General features: G+C 35.3%; 17 protein-coding genes. 4 read left to right on the top strand and 13 right to left on the bottom strand.

Annotated elements, in window-relative coordinates; translation table 11 throughout:
* Positions 1–21: 21 nt before the first annotated feature.
* The 13 genes from topA to HCB45_RS08095 form a co-directional block, all read right to left on the bottom strand.
* The gene (topA, locus tag HCB45_RS08035) at positions 22–2,100 is read right to left on the bottom strand and encodes a type I DNA topoisomerase (protein ID WP_185318628.1); all 2,079 of its coding nucleotides are present in this window, start codon (positions 2,098–2,100) and stop codon (positions 22–24) included.
* A 269-nt stretch (positions 2,101–2,369) separates the two neighbouring features.
* Entirely contained in the window at positions 2,370–3,230 is an 861-nt protein-coding gene (dprA, locus tag HCB45_RS08040; protein WP_185619509.1) for a DNA-processing protein DprA, read from the bottom strand.
* A gap of 134 nt (positions 3,231–3,364) precedes the next feature.
* The gene (gene rnhB / locus HCB45_RS08045; RefSeq protein WP_185619511.1) at positions 3,365–4,150 is read right to left on the bottom strand and encodes a ribonuclease HII; all 786 of its coding nucleotides are present in this window, start codon (positions 4,148–4,150) and stop codon (positions 3,365–3,367) included.
* Positions 4,147–5,010: a ribosome biogenesis GTPase YlqF gene (ylqF, locus tag HCB45_RS08050; RefSeq protein WP_185318625.1), complete on the bottom strand. Its 864-nt coding sequence runs from the start codon at positions 5,008–5,010 to the stop codon at positions 4,147–4,149. Before ylqF ends, rnhB begins: the two co-directional genes overlap by 4 nt.
* A 9-nt stretch (positions 5,011–5,019) precedes the next feature.
* Positions 5,020–5,562, bottom strand: a complete 543-nt coding sequence (gene sipZ, locus HCB45_RS08055; RefSeq protein ID WP_185318624.1) for a type I signal peptidase SipZ — start codon at positions 5,560–5,562, stop codon at positions 5,020–5,022.
* Between the two features lie 102 nt (positions 5,563–5,664).
* A complete protein-coding gene (gene sipY, locus HCB45_RS08060) occupies positions 5,665–6,234 on the bottom strand; it encodes a type I signal peptidase SipY (RefSeq protein WP_185318623.1) in 570 nt (189 codons plus the stop codon).
* Between the two features lie 35 nt (positions 6,235–6,269).
* Entirely contained in the window at positions 6,270–6,836 is a 567-nt protein-coding gene (sipX, locus tag HCB45_RS08065) for a type I signal peptidase SipX (protein ID WP_185318622.1), read from the bottom strand.
* Positions 6,837–6,955: 119 nt separating this feature from the next.
* The gene (clpX, locus tag HCB45_RS08070; RefSeq protein ID WP_185318621.1) at positions 6,956–8,215 is read right to left on the bottom strand and encodes an ATP-dependent protease ATP-binding subunit ClpX; all 1,260 of its coding nucleotides are present in this window, start codon (positions 8,213–8,215) and stop codon (positions 6,956–6,958) included.
* 185 nt (positions 8,216–8,400) lie between these two features.
* The gene (tig, locus tag HCB45_RS08075; RefSeq protein WP_003730674.1) at positions 8,401–9,684 is read right to left on the bottom strand and encodes a trigger factor; all 1,284 of its coding nucleotides are present in this window, start codon (positions 9,682–9,684) and stop codon (positions 8,401–8,403) included.
* Between the two features lie 114 nt (positions 9,685–9,798).
* Positions 9,799–10,737, bottom strand: coding sequence for a hypothetical protein (locus HCB45_RS08080; protein WP_185318619.1), 939 nt, complete (start codon positions 10,735–10,737; stop codon positions 9,799–9,801).
* 256 nt (positions 10,738–10,993) lie between these two features.
* A complete protein-coding gene (locus tag HCB45_RS08085; RefSeq protein WP_185318618.1) occupies positions 10,994–11,659 on the bottom strand; it encodes a hypothetical protein in 666 nt (221 codons plus the stop codon).
* A gap of 15 nt (positions 11,660–11,674) precedes the next feature.
* Complete coding sequence (locus HCB45_RS08090) at positions 11,675–12,208, bottom strand: matrixin family metalloprotease (protein ID WP_185318617.1); 534 nt, start codon at positions 12,206–12,208, stop codon at positions 11,675–11,677.
* A gap of 92 nt (positions 12,209–12,300) precedes the next feature.
* On the bottom strand, positions 12,301–12,516 hold the full coding sequence (locus tag HCB45_RS08095; RefSeq protein WP_185318616.1) for a helix-turn-helix domain-containing protein: 216 nt from the start codon (positions 12,514–12,516) through the stop codon (positions 12,301–12,303).
* A 150-nt stretch (positions 12,517–12,666) separates the two neighbouring features.
* Here HCB45_RS08095 and HCB45_RS08100 point away from each other — a divergent pair, with 150 nt between their 5' ends.
* The 4 genes from HCB45_RS08100 to HCB45_RS08115 all read left to right on the top strand — a co-directional run bounded on the left by HCB45_RS08100 (position 12,667) and on the right by HCB45_RS08115 (position 16,478).
* A complete protein-coding gene (locus HCB45_RS08100; RefSeq protein ID WP_185318615.1) occupies positions 12,667–13,062 on the top strand; it encodes a helix-turn-helix domain-containing protein in 396 nt (131 codons plus the stop codon).
* 80 nt (positions 13,063–13,142) lie between these two features.
* Positions 13,143–14,282, top strand: a complete 1,140-nt coding sequence (locus HCB45_RS08105; RefSeq protein WP_185318614.1) for a PrsW family glutamic-type intramembrane protease — start codon at positions 13,143–13,145, stop codon at positions 14,280–14,282.
* Between the two features lie 134 nt (positions 14,283–14,416).
* A complete protein-coding gene (gene proB, locus HCB45_RS08110) occupies positions 14,417–15,247 on the top strand; it encodes a glutamate 5-kinase (RefSeq protein WP_185318613.1) in 831 nt (276 codons plus the stop codon).
* Positions 15,231–16,478, top strand: a complete 1,248-nt coding sequence (locus HCB45_RS08115; protein ID WP_185619513.1) for a glutamate-5-semialdehyde dehydrogenase — start codon at positions 15,231–15,233, stop codon at positions 16,476–16,478. Before proB ends, HCB45_RS08115 begins: the two co-directional genes overlap by 17 nt.
* Positions 16,479–16,489 lie beyond the last annotated feature (11 nt).

Below are 16,489 nucleotides of genomic sequence, written 5' to 3' on the forward strand. Positions count from 1 at the left end.
CGAGTGCTGCCATTTTTCCATTTATTGTTGTGTGGATTCTTTATAATCACAATTTGTACATTGTACTTGTACGCCTTTTTTCAATTTTTTCTCTACTAATGCACGCTTATTACATTTTGGGCAAGCTCTTTCAACTGGTTTATCCCAAGAAACATAATCGCAATCTGGATAACGATCACAACCATAGAAAATACGCTTTTTCTTGCTTTTTCTTTCTATTACATGTCCTTTTTCACATTTTGGACAAGTAACGCCGATTTCTTTAACAATTGCTTTTGTATTTCGGCAATCAGGAAATCTGCTGCACGCAAGAAACTTTCCATATTTCCCCATTTTGTATACCATTGGTGCCCCGCATAAGTCACAATCGATACCCGCTGGTTCATCTTTAATTTCAATTTTTTCCATTTCAGCATCAGCTTTAATAACATTTGGTTCAAATTGTTTATAAAACTCATCAATCACTTTAACCCATTCAACTTCACCATGCTCTACTTCATCTAATTCACTTTCCATATTAGCGGTGAACTTCACATCTAAAATTTCTGGGAAATATTCCTCAATCATTTCATTGACTATTTCACCAAGTTCAGTTGGAACAAAACGTTTATTTGTTAGCGAAACATAATTTCTACGCTGGATTGTATCTAATGTCGGTGAATACGTCGATGGACGCCCAATACCAATTTCTTCAAGTGTTTTTACTAATCTTGCTTCTGTGTAACGTGGAGGTGGCTGCGTGAAATGTTGACGCTGTTCGAGTGATTCGGACTGCACCTTGTCGCCTTTTTTCAAATCCGGTAAAATATTTTCTTTTTCTTCCGTATTATCATCGTTACTTTCAACATAGACTTTCATAAAACCATGGAATTTGATTTTAGATCCGTTTGCTCTAAAGTTAACACCATTATTATCCAAATCAACTCGCATTGTATCTAGTACAGCTGGTGTCATTTGGCTAGCAATAAAACGTTCCCAAATTAAGCGATATAATCGAAGTTGGTCTCTCGTTAGATATTCTTTTACTTCTTGCGGGTTTCTCATAGCGCTCGTTGGACGAATCGCTTCGTGAGCATCTTGTGCGCCTTTAGCATTTTTATCAGATCGTTTATGATTACGGGAAAATTCAGCCCCATATGTTTCTTTAATATAATTACTTGCTTCTAAAATAGCTGAATCTGCAATACGAGTAGAGTCAGTACGCATGTAGGTAATTAAACCAACTGTACCTTGTTTTCCAAGAGTGATTCCTTCATAAAGCTGTTGAGCAAGCATCATTGTTTTTCTAGTACGATAATTTAATTTCCTCGCTGCTTCTTGTTGTAAACTTGATGTAGTAAAAGGTGCAGCGGGATTTCTAAGCCGTTCTTTTTTAGTTACGTCAGTCACATCAAATGTTTTACCTTTAATTGCCGACATTACTTCTTTAACATCATCTGCAGTGGATAGTTTTTTCTTCTTACCATTCACACCATAAAAATTAGCTTGGAATTTTTTCTTCCCTTTTAGGAAATTTCCGTCAATTGTCCAATATTCTTCTGGTTTGAAATTATTAATTTCTTTTTCGCGGTCAATAATAATTCGTAGAGCAATAGATTGCACGCGTCCCGCACTTAGACCTTTTTTCACTTTCTTCCATAAGATAGGACTAATGTTATAACCAACTAAACGATCCAAAATTCTTCTCGCTTGTTGGGCGTTCACAAGGTCCATATCAATTTTTCGTGGTGACTTAAATGATTCTTTTACTGCTTCTTTTGTAATTTCATTAAAAACTACACGTAATTTATCTGATTGGTCTAAATCTAAACTATTAGCCAAATGCCACGCAATTGCTTCTCCTTCGCGATCTGGATCGGCTGCGAGATAGACTTTTTTCGCTTTTTTGGCTGCTTGTTTTAAGTCTTTCAAAACAGGGCCTTTTCCGCGAATCGTAATGTAACGAGGTTCGTAGTCATGTTCTGTATCTACGCCCATCTGACTCTTCGGTAAATCCCTCACATGACCCATTGAAGCTTTAACTTTAAATTTCTTTCCTAAATACTTCTCAATTGTTTTTGCTTTTGCAGGTGACTCTACAATCACTAAATAATCTGCCATATCTATATATTCCTCCCTGATTTGGGTCAATACACGGGCTTAACTAGTTGCTATCATACTATTACAGTCTTAGCCTCGCGTTCAATAAGTTTGCATGCTGACTTTTCACATAATTCAGTAGTAAATATTAGCCCTTCCTACTGGGTTTGTCAATGACTTTTAATAAAAAAACCATTTTATGTGGTGTAAAACAGCTTTCTTTAGCAAACTTATCTTAAAAAATCAGGAATTGCAAGCCAAATCACTTAAAAAGAATAATTTCACTACTTTTATAGCTTAATTTGAAAAAATTCTTCTATTATATTGTTTGTATTTAAAATTAACTTCGCACCTTCTTGAATTAAACGGTTTGTACCTCTCCAAGTATCTATAAAAATATTACCAGGAACCGCAAAAACTTGTCTATTTTGTTCAAGAGCAAAATCTGCTGTTATTAATGAGCCGCTTCTTTCAGCAGCTTCAATTATCACTGTACCGACAGCTAACCCGCTAATAATACGGTTACGTTCAGGAAAATACCATCTTCTAGCTTCTTCATTTGGTAAATATTCACTTATAAGTAAACCCTTTTCTGTTACTTCTGCTGCTAACGATTCATTCAAACGTGGGTAAATTCTATTCACTCCAGAGCCAAGTACTGCAATAGTAGCTCCCTTTTTGCATAAGGCCGCTTTATGAGCTTCTGCATCTATTCCAAGCGCCAGTCCGCTAACTATCGTGAAACTATGATTTGAAAGTTCACCAGCTATTAATGAGCACGCTTTTTTACCGTACTCACTCATTCGTCGTGTTCCGACAATTGCAATGGCTTGTTTTTTTAATAAATCTATATTTCCTTTACAAAACAATAGGGGTGGCGCTTCATATATTTCTTTAAGTAATTCAGGATAGGCATCATCAAGGATACAAACTATTGTTACTTCTTCTGATGAATAAATTACTGCTTCCTCTAATTCAGTAATCACCTGCTCTTTTATGTCTGGGGTGAAAAAATTAGTTGCAACTTGTTCTATTGACATCTCCCAACAATTAAAATTAGTTATTTTTTGCCAGATTACGGCCCTTTTTTTAGCAGAAATAGATTTACATGAAGCGATTTTTAACCAAGTGTCTCGTTTTTTTAAATTCATTTTCTGCACCTCCGTGATTGTTATTCCCTAGTGTACAAAGATAAGTCTTTTTTGTAAAATCGATAAAATTTACTTTTAAGCCCCAAAAAGCGTATTTTCTGGGGAGAAAATACGCTTTCAACTTAAGTATTTAACTATTTTAGTCTTTCAAAATGTGATTTTGCTTCTTTTACAGGCGAAAAACTTAAACGATGAATCGGGCAAATCCCAATAGTATCTAAGCCCTTCAAGTGTTTCTTCGTCCCATAACCCATATTGTTTACAAAATCATACCCTGGATATAGTTCATCATATTGTTGCATTATTCTATCTCTTGTAACTTTGGCAATGATAGAAGCACAAGCGATAGAAATACTTTTCGTATCACCTTTTATAAGAGATAACTCCGCTTCAGAGTATTTTAGCGGCATAGCATCAATTAAGGTAAAATCAGGTGCTGGATTCAATTCTTCTAACGCCATACGCATGGCTAATTTTGTCGCTTCATAAATATTTACTTGATCAATTACATCATGCTCAATAATTCCGATTCCGATAGAGATAGCTTCTTTTTTAATTATATCAAAAAGCGCATCCCGTTTCGCTTCATTTAATTGTTTAGAATCATTAATACCAAGTACAGAAAAATCTGCCGGTAAAATGACTGCTGCAGCGACTACTGGACCAGCTAACGGACCACGACCTACCTCGTCTACCCCAGCGATATGCTGGAAACCTTGTTTTAAGAGCTCCGTCTCATATTGTTTCATTTCTATTAATTTTGCAGCTAATTTTGCTTCTTTTTCCCATTTTTTCCGGGTCGAGCGCAGGAGTCTTTCTACACCTTTTCGTTCATCTCTTAAGCAGAGTTGAAAAAAAGGATCTTGTTCTGAAGTCACTTGGCTGAGTTTTTCTCGGATAATAGATATAGGTTCGCTCATTCAGCAGCATCTTCCCAATTAGGGAAATCAAAAGACATTCTTCCTAATTTTTGTTGACGGATTTCTCGAACAACGGTCTCAGCTGCACGTGAATAATCAGGATCATTATAACGATCTAAAAGTCCTCTTTTTTCAGCAATAAAAGCTAGTGTTTCAATTGGATCTTCTGATACTGTCTCTACTTTTAGCCAATTTTGAAGGCGATCAGGGTAATGTTTTTCTAAGAATCGTAGGCCATAACCAGCAATTTCTTCCATTTGTAATAAATCATCTTTAATCGCACCAGTTAATGCTAATTTATAGCCAATTTCTTGGTCTTCAAACTTAGGCCATAGAATCCCTGGTGTATCTAAAAGTTCTAGTGTTTTTCCCACCTTAATCCATTGTTGAGCTTTAGTGACTCCTGGTTTATTCCCAGTTCGTGCAATATTTTTTTTTGCCAAACGATTAATCAGTGTCGATTTTCCTACATTCGGAATTCCGAGTATCATCGCCCGAATAGCTCTTGGTTTCATACCTTTACTTCTTAAACGTTCAAACTTTTCAGCCATTAATTTTTCAGCTGCCTGTTCGATTTTAAATAAACCCTTTCCTTCTTGAGCATTGACTGCTACTGCTGGCAAGCCTTTCTCAGCAAAGTAATCAATCCATTCTTTGGTCGTTTTCTCGTCAGCTGTATCTGCTTTATTTAAAATAATCACTCGTCTTTTTTGGTGAATAATTTCTTCTAGCATTGGATTGGATGAAGATAGTGGGATACGTGCGTCTACTAATTCAAAAATCACATCTACTAGTTTTAATTTTTCTGTCACCTCACGACGAGCTTTGGCCATATGACCTGGAAACCATTGAATTGTCATCATATACTCCTAATCTATTAGTTTAGCATCTTCAATTGGCCAATAACAAATAGGTGTTGTTCCAAGCACCTTACTTAGTGGTATCGGACCTATTATTCGGCTGTCTTTGCTTGCCCTACGATTATCACCTAAAACAAAATAAGTATCTTTTGGAATTTTACCCCCATCTAGTTGATCTTTAGAACTGTAATCATCTGTTAGGTAGCCATCTTTCAGCTTTTCTTTGTAAGTATCTAAATACGGTTCATCATATTTTTTTCCATTAATGTAAAGTTGATCTGCTTTATACTCCACTGTGTCACCAGGTAAACCAATCACTCGTTTAATGTACTCTTTTCCATCTGTTTCACGAAAAACAATTACATCAAACCGATTTACTTTACCAAACCGATTTATAATGACACGGTCATCACTATGAAGCGTGGGCATCATCGAAATTCCATCCACAAGAATAGGCACGAACAAATAAAAACGGATTATAACAGCTAATAACACTGCTAAAACAGCCGCCCAAATCCAAGACCATAACCGTTTTAAATTCTTCTCCTTCAAAAAACTGCACCGCCCTATTTTTTACTAACAGTCTTATTATAAACGAAAAAACTTTCATTTAATAGATAAATCCGCGAAAAAGTAACTTTCACGGATTTCTTATTATTTCCCAAATTGAATTACTGTACCATTTACCGTATTTTCATCAATAAATCCAAAAACTCGGCTATCAGAACTACCACCGCGGTTATCCCCGAGGACAAATAGCTTGCCTTTTGGAACCGTACTTTCTCCCGTCATATCTGATAATGTATAATCCGCTATATATGGTTTTTGATTTGGGTCCGGGTTCCATAGTGTTAGCGTTCCTTCTGGCAAATAACTTTCAACTTTTCGCTTACCATTTAAATATAATTCACCATTTTTAAAAGCAATTTTATCTCCTGGTATGCCAATAACTCGTTTGATAAAATGTTCACCTGATCCAATCATTGGTGGTTCATCAAATACAATAATATCAAAGCGATCAGGACTTGTTATTTTCTCAATAAAAATTCGGTCTCCATCTTGATAGGTAGGAACCATAGATGTTCCTTCTACTTTCACTGGCGCAATAACAAAATTACGAATAACTAATGCAATTGCAAGTGCTGCTACAATAACAAGCACCCAGCTTAATAATTGATGTGTCCTGCTTTTTTTCTTAGGCTTTTCTTCCAAATAATCTGCCATCTACGTCTCCTCCTAGAACTCTTCGTAAGTTTGAACTATCGCTTCAAAGACTTTCCAAACGAAATTACTTTCCCAAGAACTGTATCTTTGGAAATAAAGCCGATATAGCGACTGTCCTTACTTACTTGACGATTATCCCCTAACACAAAAAGTTTGCCATCTGGAACAGTAAGAGAGCCATCAGAATATGGAATATCAGCCATCGTAAAATTAGGATCGCCTTTATCATCTGTTGTTAAATAACCACTAGTTAAAGCACTTTTCTCAGAATCTAAATATGGTTCCTCATACTTTTTACCATTAATATAAAGTTGGTCTTCCTTATACTCCACTTTATCTCCTGGTAGACCAATCACTCGCTTAATATACTCTGCATTTTCTTCATCAGGGGCAGGAAATACAATAATATCAAAGCGTTTTGGATCAGATATTTTATTAATAAATAGATGTTCACCATCATGTAGTGTTGGGTCCATTGATTTCCCATTAACAGTAACTGGAGAAATTAAAAAATAACGAATACCGAAAGCGAGTATGAGCGCAATGATAATTATTTTTATCCATCCAAATGCCCCAGAAAAAAATTTATTTTCACTTTTCATGTCTTTTTATCCTCTCCAATTATTATTAATAAAGTATAGCACGAAACAAGCCGGTTGTTACAGTAAAACAAGCTGGATTAACATAAAAAATACGCGCCATTTACGACGCGCATTTCGAATCATGCTGATGTTTTAATAGGGATAATGGAACCATCCTCTAATTGCAGCTGAGGTTCTTCTTCACCGCGAGCTGCTTTATCAGTAATAATACACTTTGTAATGTCATCACGAGAAGGAATTTCAAACATGACTTCTAACATGATTTGTTCAATGATGGAACGAAGACCACGAGCCCCAGTTTTACGTTCAATCGCCTCTTTCGCAATTTCAATTAAAGCTGTAGGTTCGAATTCAAGCTCTACATCATCAAGCTCTAACATGCGTTTATATTGTTTTACTAAAGCATTCTTCGGTTCTGTCAAAATGGAAACTAGTGCGGCTTCATCCAGTTGTTCTAGTGTTGCAATAACTGGCAAACGACCGATAAATTCTGGAATTAATCCGAATTTTAATAAGTCTTCTGGAACAACGCGAGAAAGATAAGTTTCATCTTCTTTTAGTTTCGCATTATCAGTTCCAAATCCAATGACTTTTTCACCCATTCGATTTTTTACGATTTGTTCGATTCCGTCAAATGCCCCACCAACGATAAATAGAATGTTTCCTGTATCAATTTGAATTAACTCTTGATGAGGGTGTTTTCTACCACCTTGAGGAGGAACACTTGCAACAGTCCCTTCCAAAATTTTCAGCAATGCTTGTTGCACACCTTCACCGGAAACATCTCTAGTAATGGATGGATTTTCAGATTTGCGAGCAACTTTATCGATTTCATCAATGTAGATAATACCTTTCTCGGCTTTCTCTACATCATAGTCTGCTGATTGAATTAGTTTAAGAAGAATATTTTCTACATCCTCCCCAACGTAACCAGCTTCTGTTAGTGAAGTCGCATCTGCAATCGCAAACGGAACATTAAGAATTCGCGCTAATGTTTGAGCAAGAAGTGTTTTACCACTACCAGTTGGACCGATTAAACAAATATTACTTTTTGAAAGTTCTACTTCATCTTCTTTAGTTTCATTGGAATTAATACGTTTATAGTGGTTGTAAACTGCTACAGCGAGTGCTTTTTTAGCACGTTCTTGACCAATAACATAGTCACTTAATATATGACGGATTTCTTGTGGTTTTGGCACCTCACCAAAATCAACAAATTCAGAAATACCTAGCTCTTCTTCAATAATTTCATTACAAAGCTCGATACATTCATCACAAATATAAACACCTGGACCGGCCACTAATTTACGTACTTGATCTTGAGTCTTTCCGCAAAAGGAGCATTTAAGTTGGCCTTTTTCGTCGTTAAATTTAAACAAAATATTTCACCCCTTCGCATAGGTATGTTCTTTATAGGCGATTTTTACATCTCCTATGTGTGTTAATAATATCATTTGTTTATTAGAAATGCCAATCATCTGTATTCATATTTCTACATTCAGAAGGACACGAGTATAACTCATGTCCCCCTCATTTTTAATGAAATTATTCAAACAATCGTAGTTTATTTTTCCACTGCGCTATCTAATAATACATCAATAGCTTTACGAATTTTAAGGTCAGATTTAAGTTCGCTCATATCGCCAAGTGCAGCACGAACAGCGTCTTTTTCCATACCATATTTTTCAGCTAATGTAGAAATTTCTTCGTCAATAGCTTCTTCAGTTGGTTCAATGTTTTCAGCTTCCGCAATAGCTTCAAGCACTAGGTTCATTTTCACGCGTTTTTCAGCGTCTTTTTCCATTTGTGCGTGCATTGCTTCTTCTGTTTGACCAGTGAATTGGTAATACAATTCAGGAGTTAGACCTTGTGCTTGTAAATCTTGTGCAAAATGATTCATTAAATGATCAGCTTCATGGTGAACCATTGCGTGTGGAATATCCACTTCTGCATTTTCAACAGCTTTCGCAATAACTTCTTCTTGTTTAGCTTGAGCAACTGACTCTTCTTTTGCTTCTTGTAAACGTTTAGAGATTTTTTCTTTTAATTCATCTAAAGTTTCTACTTCTTCGTCAATGTCTTTTGCAAGTTCATCGTCAAGAGCTGGAACTTCTTTTGTTTTGATTTCATGTAATTTCACTTTGAATACTACTGGTTGTCCAGCTAAATCTTCCGCATGATATTCTTCAGGGAAAGTTAACTCGATATCCGCTTCGTCGCCAGCTTTTAGGCCAACTAATTTTTCTTCAAAACCAGGAATGAATTGTCCGCTTCCAAGTTCTAGAGAATGATTTTCAGCTTGTCCACCTTCAAAAGCTACGCCGTCTTTAAATCCTTCAAAATCAAGGATAACAGTGTCGCCATTTTCAGCAGGAGCATCTTCTTTAACAACTAACTCAGCTTGACGCTCTTGTAATTGTTTTAATTCAGCTTCTAATTCTTCTGTTGTTAGTTCTGTTTCGCGTTTTTCAACTTCAAGACCTTTATAGTCTCCTAGTTTCACTTCAGGTTTTACTGTAACTTCTGCTGTTAAAACCCAAGTTTCACCTTTTTCCATAGACTCAATGTTTACTTGTGGAGTGTCTACTGGATCAATTCCAGCTTCGTCAATTGCAGCAGAATATACTTCTGGTAGCAAGATATCAAGCGCATCTTGGTAAAGTGCTTCTTCGCCAAAACGTTGATTGAAAATTTGACGTGGAACTTTCCCTTTACGGAATCCTGGTACGTTAAGAGTTTTACGTACTTTTACGAAAGCTCTATCTAAACCTTCTTTTACTTTTTCTTGTTCAATTTCAAAAGTAAGTTTTCCAACATTACCTTCTTGTTTTTCCCATTTTACTGACATGGTATAATTCCCTCCATCATCTATTTAGTTCAATTTAATTGCTCTCATGACAAGTTTCAGCCATACTCACTAATAATAACACAGATATCCCTGACTTGAAAACAAGAAATATCATTATATAAAATAATTTTGCTGCCTTATTTCTAACTCTTCAATAATTGAAATTGCTTCCTCAACTGCCTCTTGATTTACTGCGTCTGAAATCATGCTAACATCGCCGTACATAGAGTTAGCCCATTTAAAGTATGCATTTACCCATACATTTACTTCTTTTGGCTCAAGTTCAAACGGATAAAGCATAAATAAATGTTGTTGAATAATCCCTATTATTTGTTCTAATAAACTAGGATTACTGTGTTCAAGTTTATCTGTGAGACCAGAAAACAGTTCCATCGCAAATGTATTTTCGGCTAACATTGGGACTTCACTGGGGTTAAAGGTGCCAGTCTTTTCAATTTTTCGAACTTCTATTTCTTCATTTACTTCCTTTTCTTGCATCAGCTCAAAGATCATTGACTGTACAAACGGAGAAAAACTTTCATCCGCTAAAAACACTTTAAAAGCTGGTAAAAAGTCATCAATTTCTAGAAAACGAGCTTCTTGTAAAAATTCGAGTTGTTCAGCAATTTGCCACGAAGCAAAATCCCGAATATCTTTTCTAGGAACAAATTGTTTAGGAAATGGAATAACATTGTTCGTTACTTGCTCCGTGTCTTCCTGTTTTTCTTCTTCCATATAATGACGAACCAATGTAAAATAAGTATCCATATTATCTTCTTGCATAAAAGTAACAGATAATTCTCCTAAAATTTCCTTATTGTAGCCATTCATTGTTAAGAAATTTTGGCCTATTTCTTGCGCTTTTTTAGTTTTATTCGTCTGATTATAAAATTGAATTAATCTATGTACAATTTCCTCGTTGCATGGTTCTTGGTGATACGCATTTTCCAAATAATGCAGCGTACTCATTTTTTCTTCTTCAGTCAACGAGGCAATCCCTTTTTCCATAAATTTTTTAACGCTTACCGGAAAAAAAGCACCACTTTCACTCATCGTTTTATCTCCTTTTATTCAAAAAGCTTTATTTATTCTAACTGGATTTACCCTTATTGTAGAAAGTCTAACCATTTTCAACAAAATATGTTAACTTGGATTTGATTCATTCTACTTGGATAGTTTAGTTCTGTCAAGTGAGTTTGGTGGTGTTTTATTACGTAAAATTGTCTGGAATAAGCCTTTGCTTTATCAAATTTTTTGCCAACAGAAATATAGACCTCGATTTTTTATTTCGAGGTCCAATTCACTTTATTTACTCACTATATTCTGTTAAAACTTCTTGATACATTTCCTGATATATTTCTTCTATATTATCTGTTTCTTCCGTAGTTTCTCCACCATCTAAAAATAATTCTTCTTTGGGTAACTCTTCCTCTGGGAATTTACTTATAACAGCATTTGAAAGAATATAGTTATCACCATCTGGATTTTTTTCTAAGAAAAGTGTGTATTCTTCCCCGTTTTCCATGTTTTTATAGCCATCAATCGTTAAATCATATTCTTTTCCCTCTACTAAAACATTTTCTACACTATACTCTAATACTTTGATAGTCATATTCTCTTTCAATTTTCCTGTTGTATCTTTTTCGATAGAATTTATTTGCACATTGCTCATTGTATAAAAATCGGTTGGGAATATATTTTCTTTCGTTTCTTTAGTTACTGTGGCTTTTTCTGATTTCTTAGTAGCCTTCACAATAATTGGGGCGCCTTTTTCAAGCGTATCCACATCTTCAGCAAGTTCTAGGTATTTTCCGTGGTAGGAAACAACGCCATTATTAGCTTTTACAGTTTCCGATTCGCTTTGTGTAGTTGTTTGTTCTTCTGTTGGTTTTTCTTTAACACTTTCGCTATTAGAACAAGCAGTTAATATACTAAGGCTTACTAAACCTATAACTATTATTATTTTTCTTTTCATCATCCATCCTCCTTTTTACTTATATAAAGCTTTAATGCCATTTAAATCATCTGTTTGCGGTTTAGTTTTATTGATAAAGCCTTTATCTAGCATAATTGCATTTCTGGTTTTTACATGCCCCAAGCCAAATCCATGGCCAAATTCATGCGCTACGGTTTCTATTTTGTGATTGTTTGAAAGTGAACGGAAACCTTTGTAAAGTGTAATTTCATTTTTCACAATTAACTTATTTGATTTGTAGTAAGTTGTATTACATACTGCTAAGACGTCTCCTTTGTTCGTTCCTGAACTACTGACGGTAAAGTTTGGATTCACATCATTTCCCATACTCACCGTATTTAGGTACGGGGAAGTATTCCAAGATTTTGCGCCACTAATAATGATATTTTTAAATCCTCTAGCTGAACCATTAATATAAATTTTAAAATTTTTGGCGCTACTTTTCGTCAATACATATCCGAGTTTTGAATATGCACTTACGTTAGTCGGTATGAGGAACGAAACTAATACCGTCAAAATAAGAAACATTACTAAAGTTTTTTTCTTCATGTTGTTTGCTCCTTTTTTTATATTACCACATGGTGTGGCTCATTAACTAAAAACGCTCATTTTGAGTGCTTTTTAATTATTTTTAACCTATGCTACTCATAAAAACACTTTAAATCACACATTAAAATCTCACTTAAAATAACGGCATTTTTATGAGATAATCGTACACTTCCCTTTTCGATATTGCTATATCCTGATGTGTACTTGTAGCCCATTTTCCTTGCGATAAAAGCTTGTGTAATTCCCCGTTCTAACCGTAATTCCCGAATTTTGGCCGTGTTAATTTTTCTGCTGTCTACTGTTTTCATGTCATCTTCTCCTTATCTACACAGTTTGAGTTATTAATATAATAATAACAACTCAATTAGAGGTTGTCAATTGAAAATTAATTCACTTTGTGTTAAATTATAGCTAAATTGAGTAAAATATTGTATAATCAAACAAAAAGGAGTGAAATTATGCCAAATTTAAGTAACAGACTCACTTTACTACGAGAAAAACAGGGATGGTCAAAAGCAGAAACAGCAAGAAGATTAGGTTTGAAGGCACCCTCTACTTATGGCAACTGGGAATATGGTATTCGTGAACCTGATTTAGATATGGTTACACAAATTGCAACTCTTTATGATGTGAGTGTAGATTATTTGTTAGGTCAACAAAGTATCCCAACCTATACTCCTAGTGAACTTCAAGGGGAGAAAGATATTGCTAAAAGAATGATAAAAATTAGTGAAGATTTAAGATATGAAGATGATTTGAATTTAAATGGAGAGCCTTTGAATGAATCAACAGCTCATTTCCTAGCTGATTCCATTGATTTTCTCTATGAACAAGTGAAAAAACTTAACGATTAAAATTTTCTATTCGTTTAACTTTGCCTTTTTTTGGGAATAATTAACAGAGTCAAAATAAAAAGTTAAAGGGGGAGTTTCATTTGTCAGAATGGTACTTCAAAAAGAACGAGCAGAAAATGGGGCCTTTTACAAATGTAGAAATGATTGCTCTATATAAAAAGAACGAAATTAATGATTTTACATTGGTCCAAAAATCCCCTCATCCTGAGTGGGTCGCTTTTAAGCAAACAGAATTACATCAACATGCTTTAAATCATGGGAATTCAGAACTAAAAATCAAAAATCTATTCTCTGCTGTATTCAAAAAGCATTCTAAAGAGGAAGGTGAGAAAGTCTTTATTGCTGGAACAAAATATACGACGCCAGCAACAAGTGACATTCCACATACTTGGCCTCATCCTTGGGTGTTTTCTAGAGTATTCTTAGTTTTAATCATTACGTACTTTTTACTTCTTGCTTGTACATATTTGTTTGATAACAGCAATACTATACCCGGGCTGATGGTTATTGGCTCTTTCGCAGTTCCGTTTTCGGTCTTATTATTCTTTTTCGAAACAAATGCACCGCGAAATATCAGCGTTTTTGATGTAGTAAAGATGTTTTTCATTGGTGGGGTCGCAGCACTTGTGGCAACTCTTGTCATTTATTCGATTATTCCGGTTGGAAAATTAAACTATTTTAATGCTTTATTAGTTGGTTTTATAGAAGAAACTGGGAAAATGATTATTGTTGCCCTATTCATCCGCTCGCTTAATTCGAAGTATATTCTAAATGGCTTATTAATTGGTGCAGCTGTTGGAGCTGGATTTGCTGCTTTTGAATCACTTGGATATGCATTTAACTATAGTGTCGATGCAGCATTTTTATTCAAGGATATTCATATTGCTGGTGAAACAATGATGAATGTTATCTTTAGTCGTGGTTGGCAGTCTATCGGTGGTCATGTTGTATGGGCTGCAATAACTGGTGCTGCTCTTGTAATTGCTAAAGGAGATCAAAAACTAGGAATGAACCATATTTTCACGGGCACTTTCTGGAAATGGTTTATTATCCCGATTGCTTTACATTTCGTTTGGGATTGTCCTTTCAACCCATTACCTGCTATTGCGTTTAAACAAATTGTTCTAATCGTAATTGTGTGGTTCGTTATTTTACGCCTAATCAGTAAAGGATTAAAACAAGTTTCAGTCATCTCAGCTGCGAGTAAAGCTACAAAATAATAAAAAAGGATTCTAAGAAAATTTCTTAGAATCCTTTTTTAGTGATTACTTGGTCAAACAACAATATATTATAGACATATCTCTATTTTCATGTAAAATAGAAGTATTATCTAATTAGCAGAGGGGTCATAAAAATGCGCGAATCTTTAAAAAATAGCAAGAGATTAGTTATCAAGGTTGGTACAAGTACATTAATGTATGGAAATGGCCATATTAATCTAAGAACTATTGAAAAATTAGCGATGGTTTTATCCGATTTACGTAATGAAGGAAAAGAAGTTATCTTAGTTTCTTCTGGCGCTATTGGAGTTGGCTGTCATAAATTACAACTTCCAGTGAGACCCACGAGTATTCCAGACCAACAAGCAGTCGCTTCTGTTGGACAAAGTGAATTAATGCATATATATAGTAAGTTTTTTGGTGAATATGGACAGGTTGTTGGTCAAGTCCTACTTACTCGTGATGTAACTGACTTCCCTATAAGTAGAGAGAATGTTATGAACACGCTCGAAAGTCTCTTAGAACGCGGTATTATTCCTATCGTAAATGAAAATGATACAGTTGCTGTTGAGGAACTAGAACATGTAACTAAATACGGCGATAACGACCTTCTTTCAGCTATTGTAGCTAAACTCGTGCAAGCTGATTTACTTATCATGCTATCTGATATTGATGGTTTTTATGGTAGTAATCCTTCAACTGACCCAAATGCAGTTATGTTTTCTGAAATTAATCAAATAACACCAGAAATCGAAGCACTTGCTGGCGGTAGAGGTTCTAAATTCGGAACTGGCGGCATGTTAACTAAACTTTCCGCTGCTTCTTATTGTATGAATGCTAACCAAAAAATGATTTTAACCAATGGTAAAAATCCTACAATTATTTTTGATATAATGCAAGGTGAACAAATCGGGACTTTATTTGCGAGTAAAAAGGAGGAATTTTCCCATGACGGAACTCATTAAAAAAGGAAGTGCCGCTAAAGAAGCAGCCCAATTTTTAGCGCAAGCATCAACTAAGCAAAAAAATGCAGCTTTGCTAAACCTAAGCAATGATTTGCTTGCTCATACAGCTTTCCTTCTTGAAGAAAACAACAAAGATATTATACGTGCTCGGGAAAAAGGAACACCTGAAACAATGATTGATCGCCTCCGTTTAACAGAAGAAAGAATAAAAGAAATTTCTGACGCTGTTAAACAAGTTGTTGCTTTGAAAGATCCAATCGGAGAAGTAACTAATATGTGGAAAAATGAAGCCGAACTCACTATCGGAAAAACAAGAGTCCCACTTGGAGTTATAGGTATCATTTATGAATCAAGACCAAATGTTACAGTTGATGCTTCTGTACTTTGTTTTAAAACTGGTAATGCTGTTATTTTACGTGGTGGTAGTGATGCAATTGATTCGAATAAGGCTCTTATGTCCGTTATTCAGAGTTCACTAGAGGCATCTGGCTTTCCTCGTTCTAGTGTTCAATTAATTGAAGACACATCTCGTGAAACAGCTCGTGATATGATGCGTTTAAATCGCTTTTTAGATGTTCTTATCCCGCGTGGTGGAGCTAAATTAATTCAAACTGTTCTTGAAAATGCTACTGTTCCAGTCATTGAAACCGGCACAGGAAATTGTCATATTTATGTCGATAAAGCTGCTGAAAAACAAATGGCAATCGATATTTTAGTGAACGCAAAATGTTCGCGCCCTTCTGTTTGTAATGCAGCAGAAACCTTACTTATTCACCAGGATGTAGCAGGCGCCTTTCTTCCTGAAATGGAAACTGCTTTAAAGGAGCATAACGTTGAATTACGCGCGGATGAACGCGCACGAGAAATTCTAAAAGAGTCTAAAGCAGCAACAGAGTCAGACTGGGAAGATGAATTTTTAGACTTTATTTTGGCCATTAAAGTTGTAGATTCAGTAGATGAGGCAATTAATCACATTAATAAATACGGGACAAAACATTCCGAAGCAATTATTTCGAATGATTATGCAACTGGACAAGCTTTTCATCAAAAAGTCGATGCTGCGGCAGTATATATTAACGCTTCTACTCGCTTCACAGATGGTTTTGCAATGGGATTTGGTGCAGAAATTGGCATTAGTACGCAAAAGCTTCACGCCAGGGGGCCAATGGGCTTAACGGAGCTCACCTCTACTAAATATATTATTTTCGGAGACGGTCAAATCCGCAATTAAAAACAAGGAAG

The organism is Listeria farberi, from assembly GCF_014229245.1.
Classification (GTDB): domain Bacteria; phylum Bacillota; class Bacilli; order Lactobacillales; family Listeriaceae; genus Listeria; species Listeria farberi.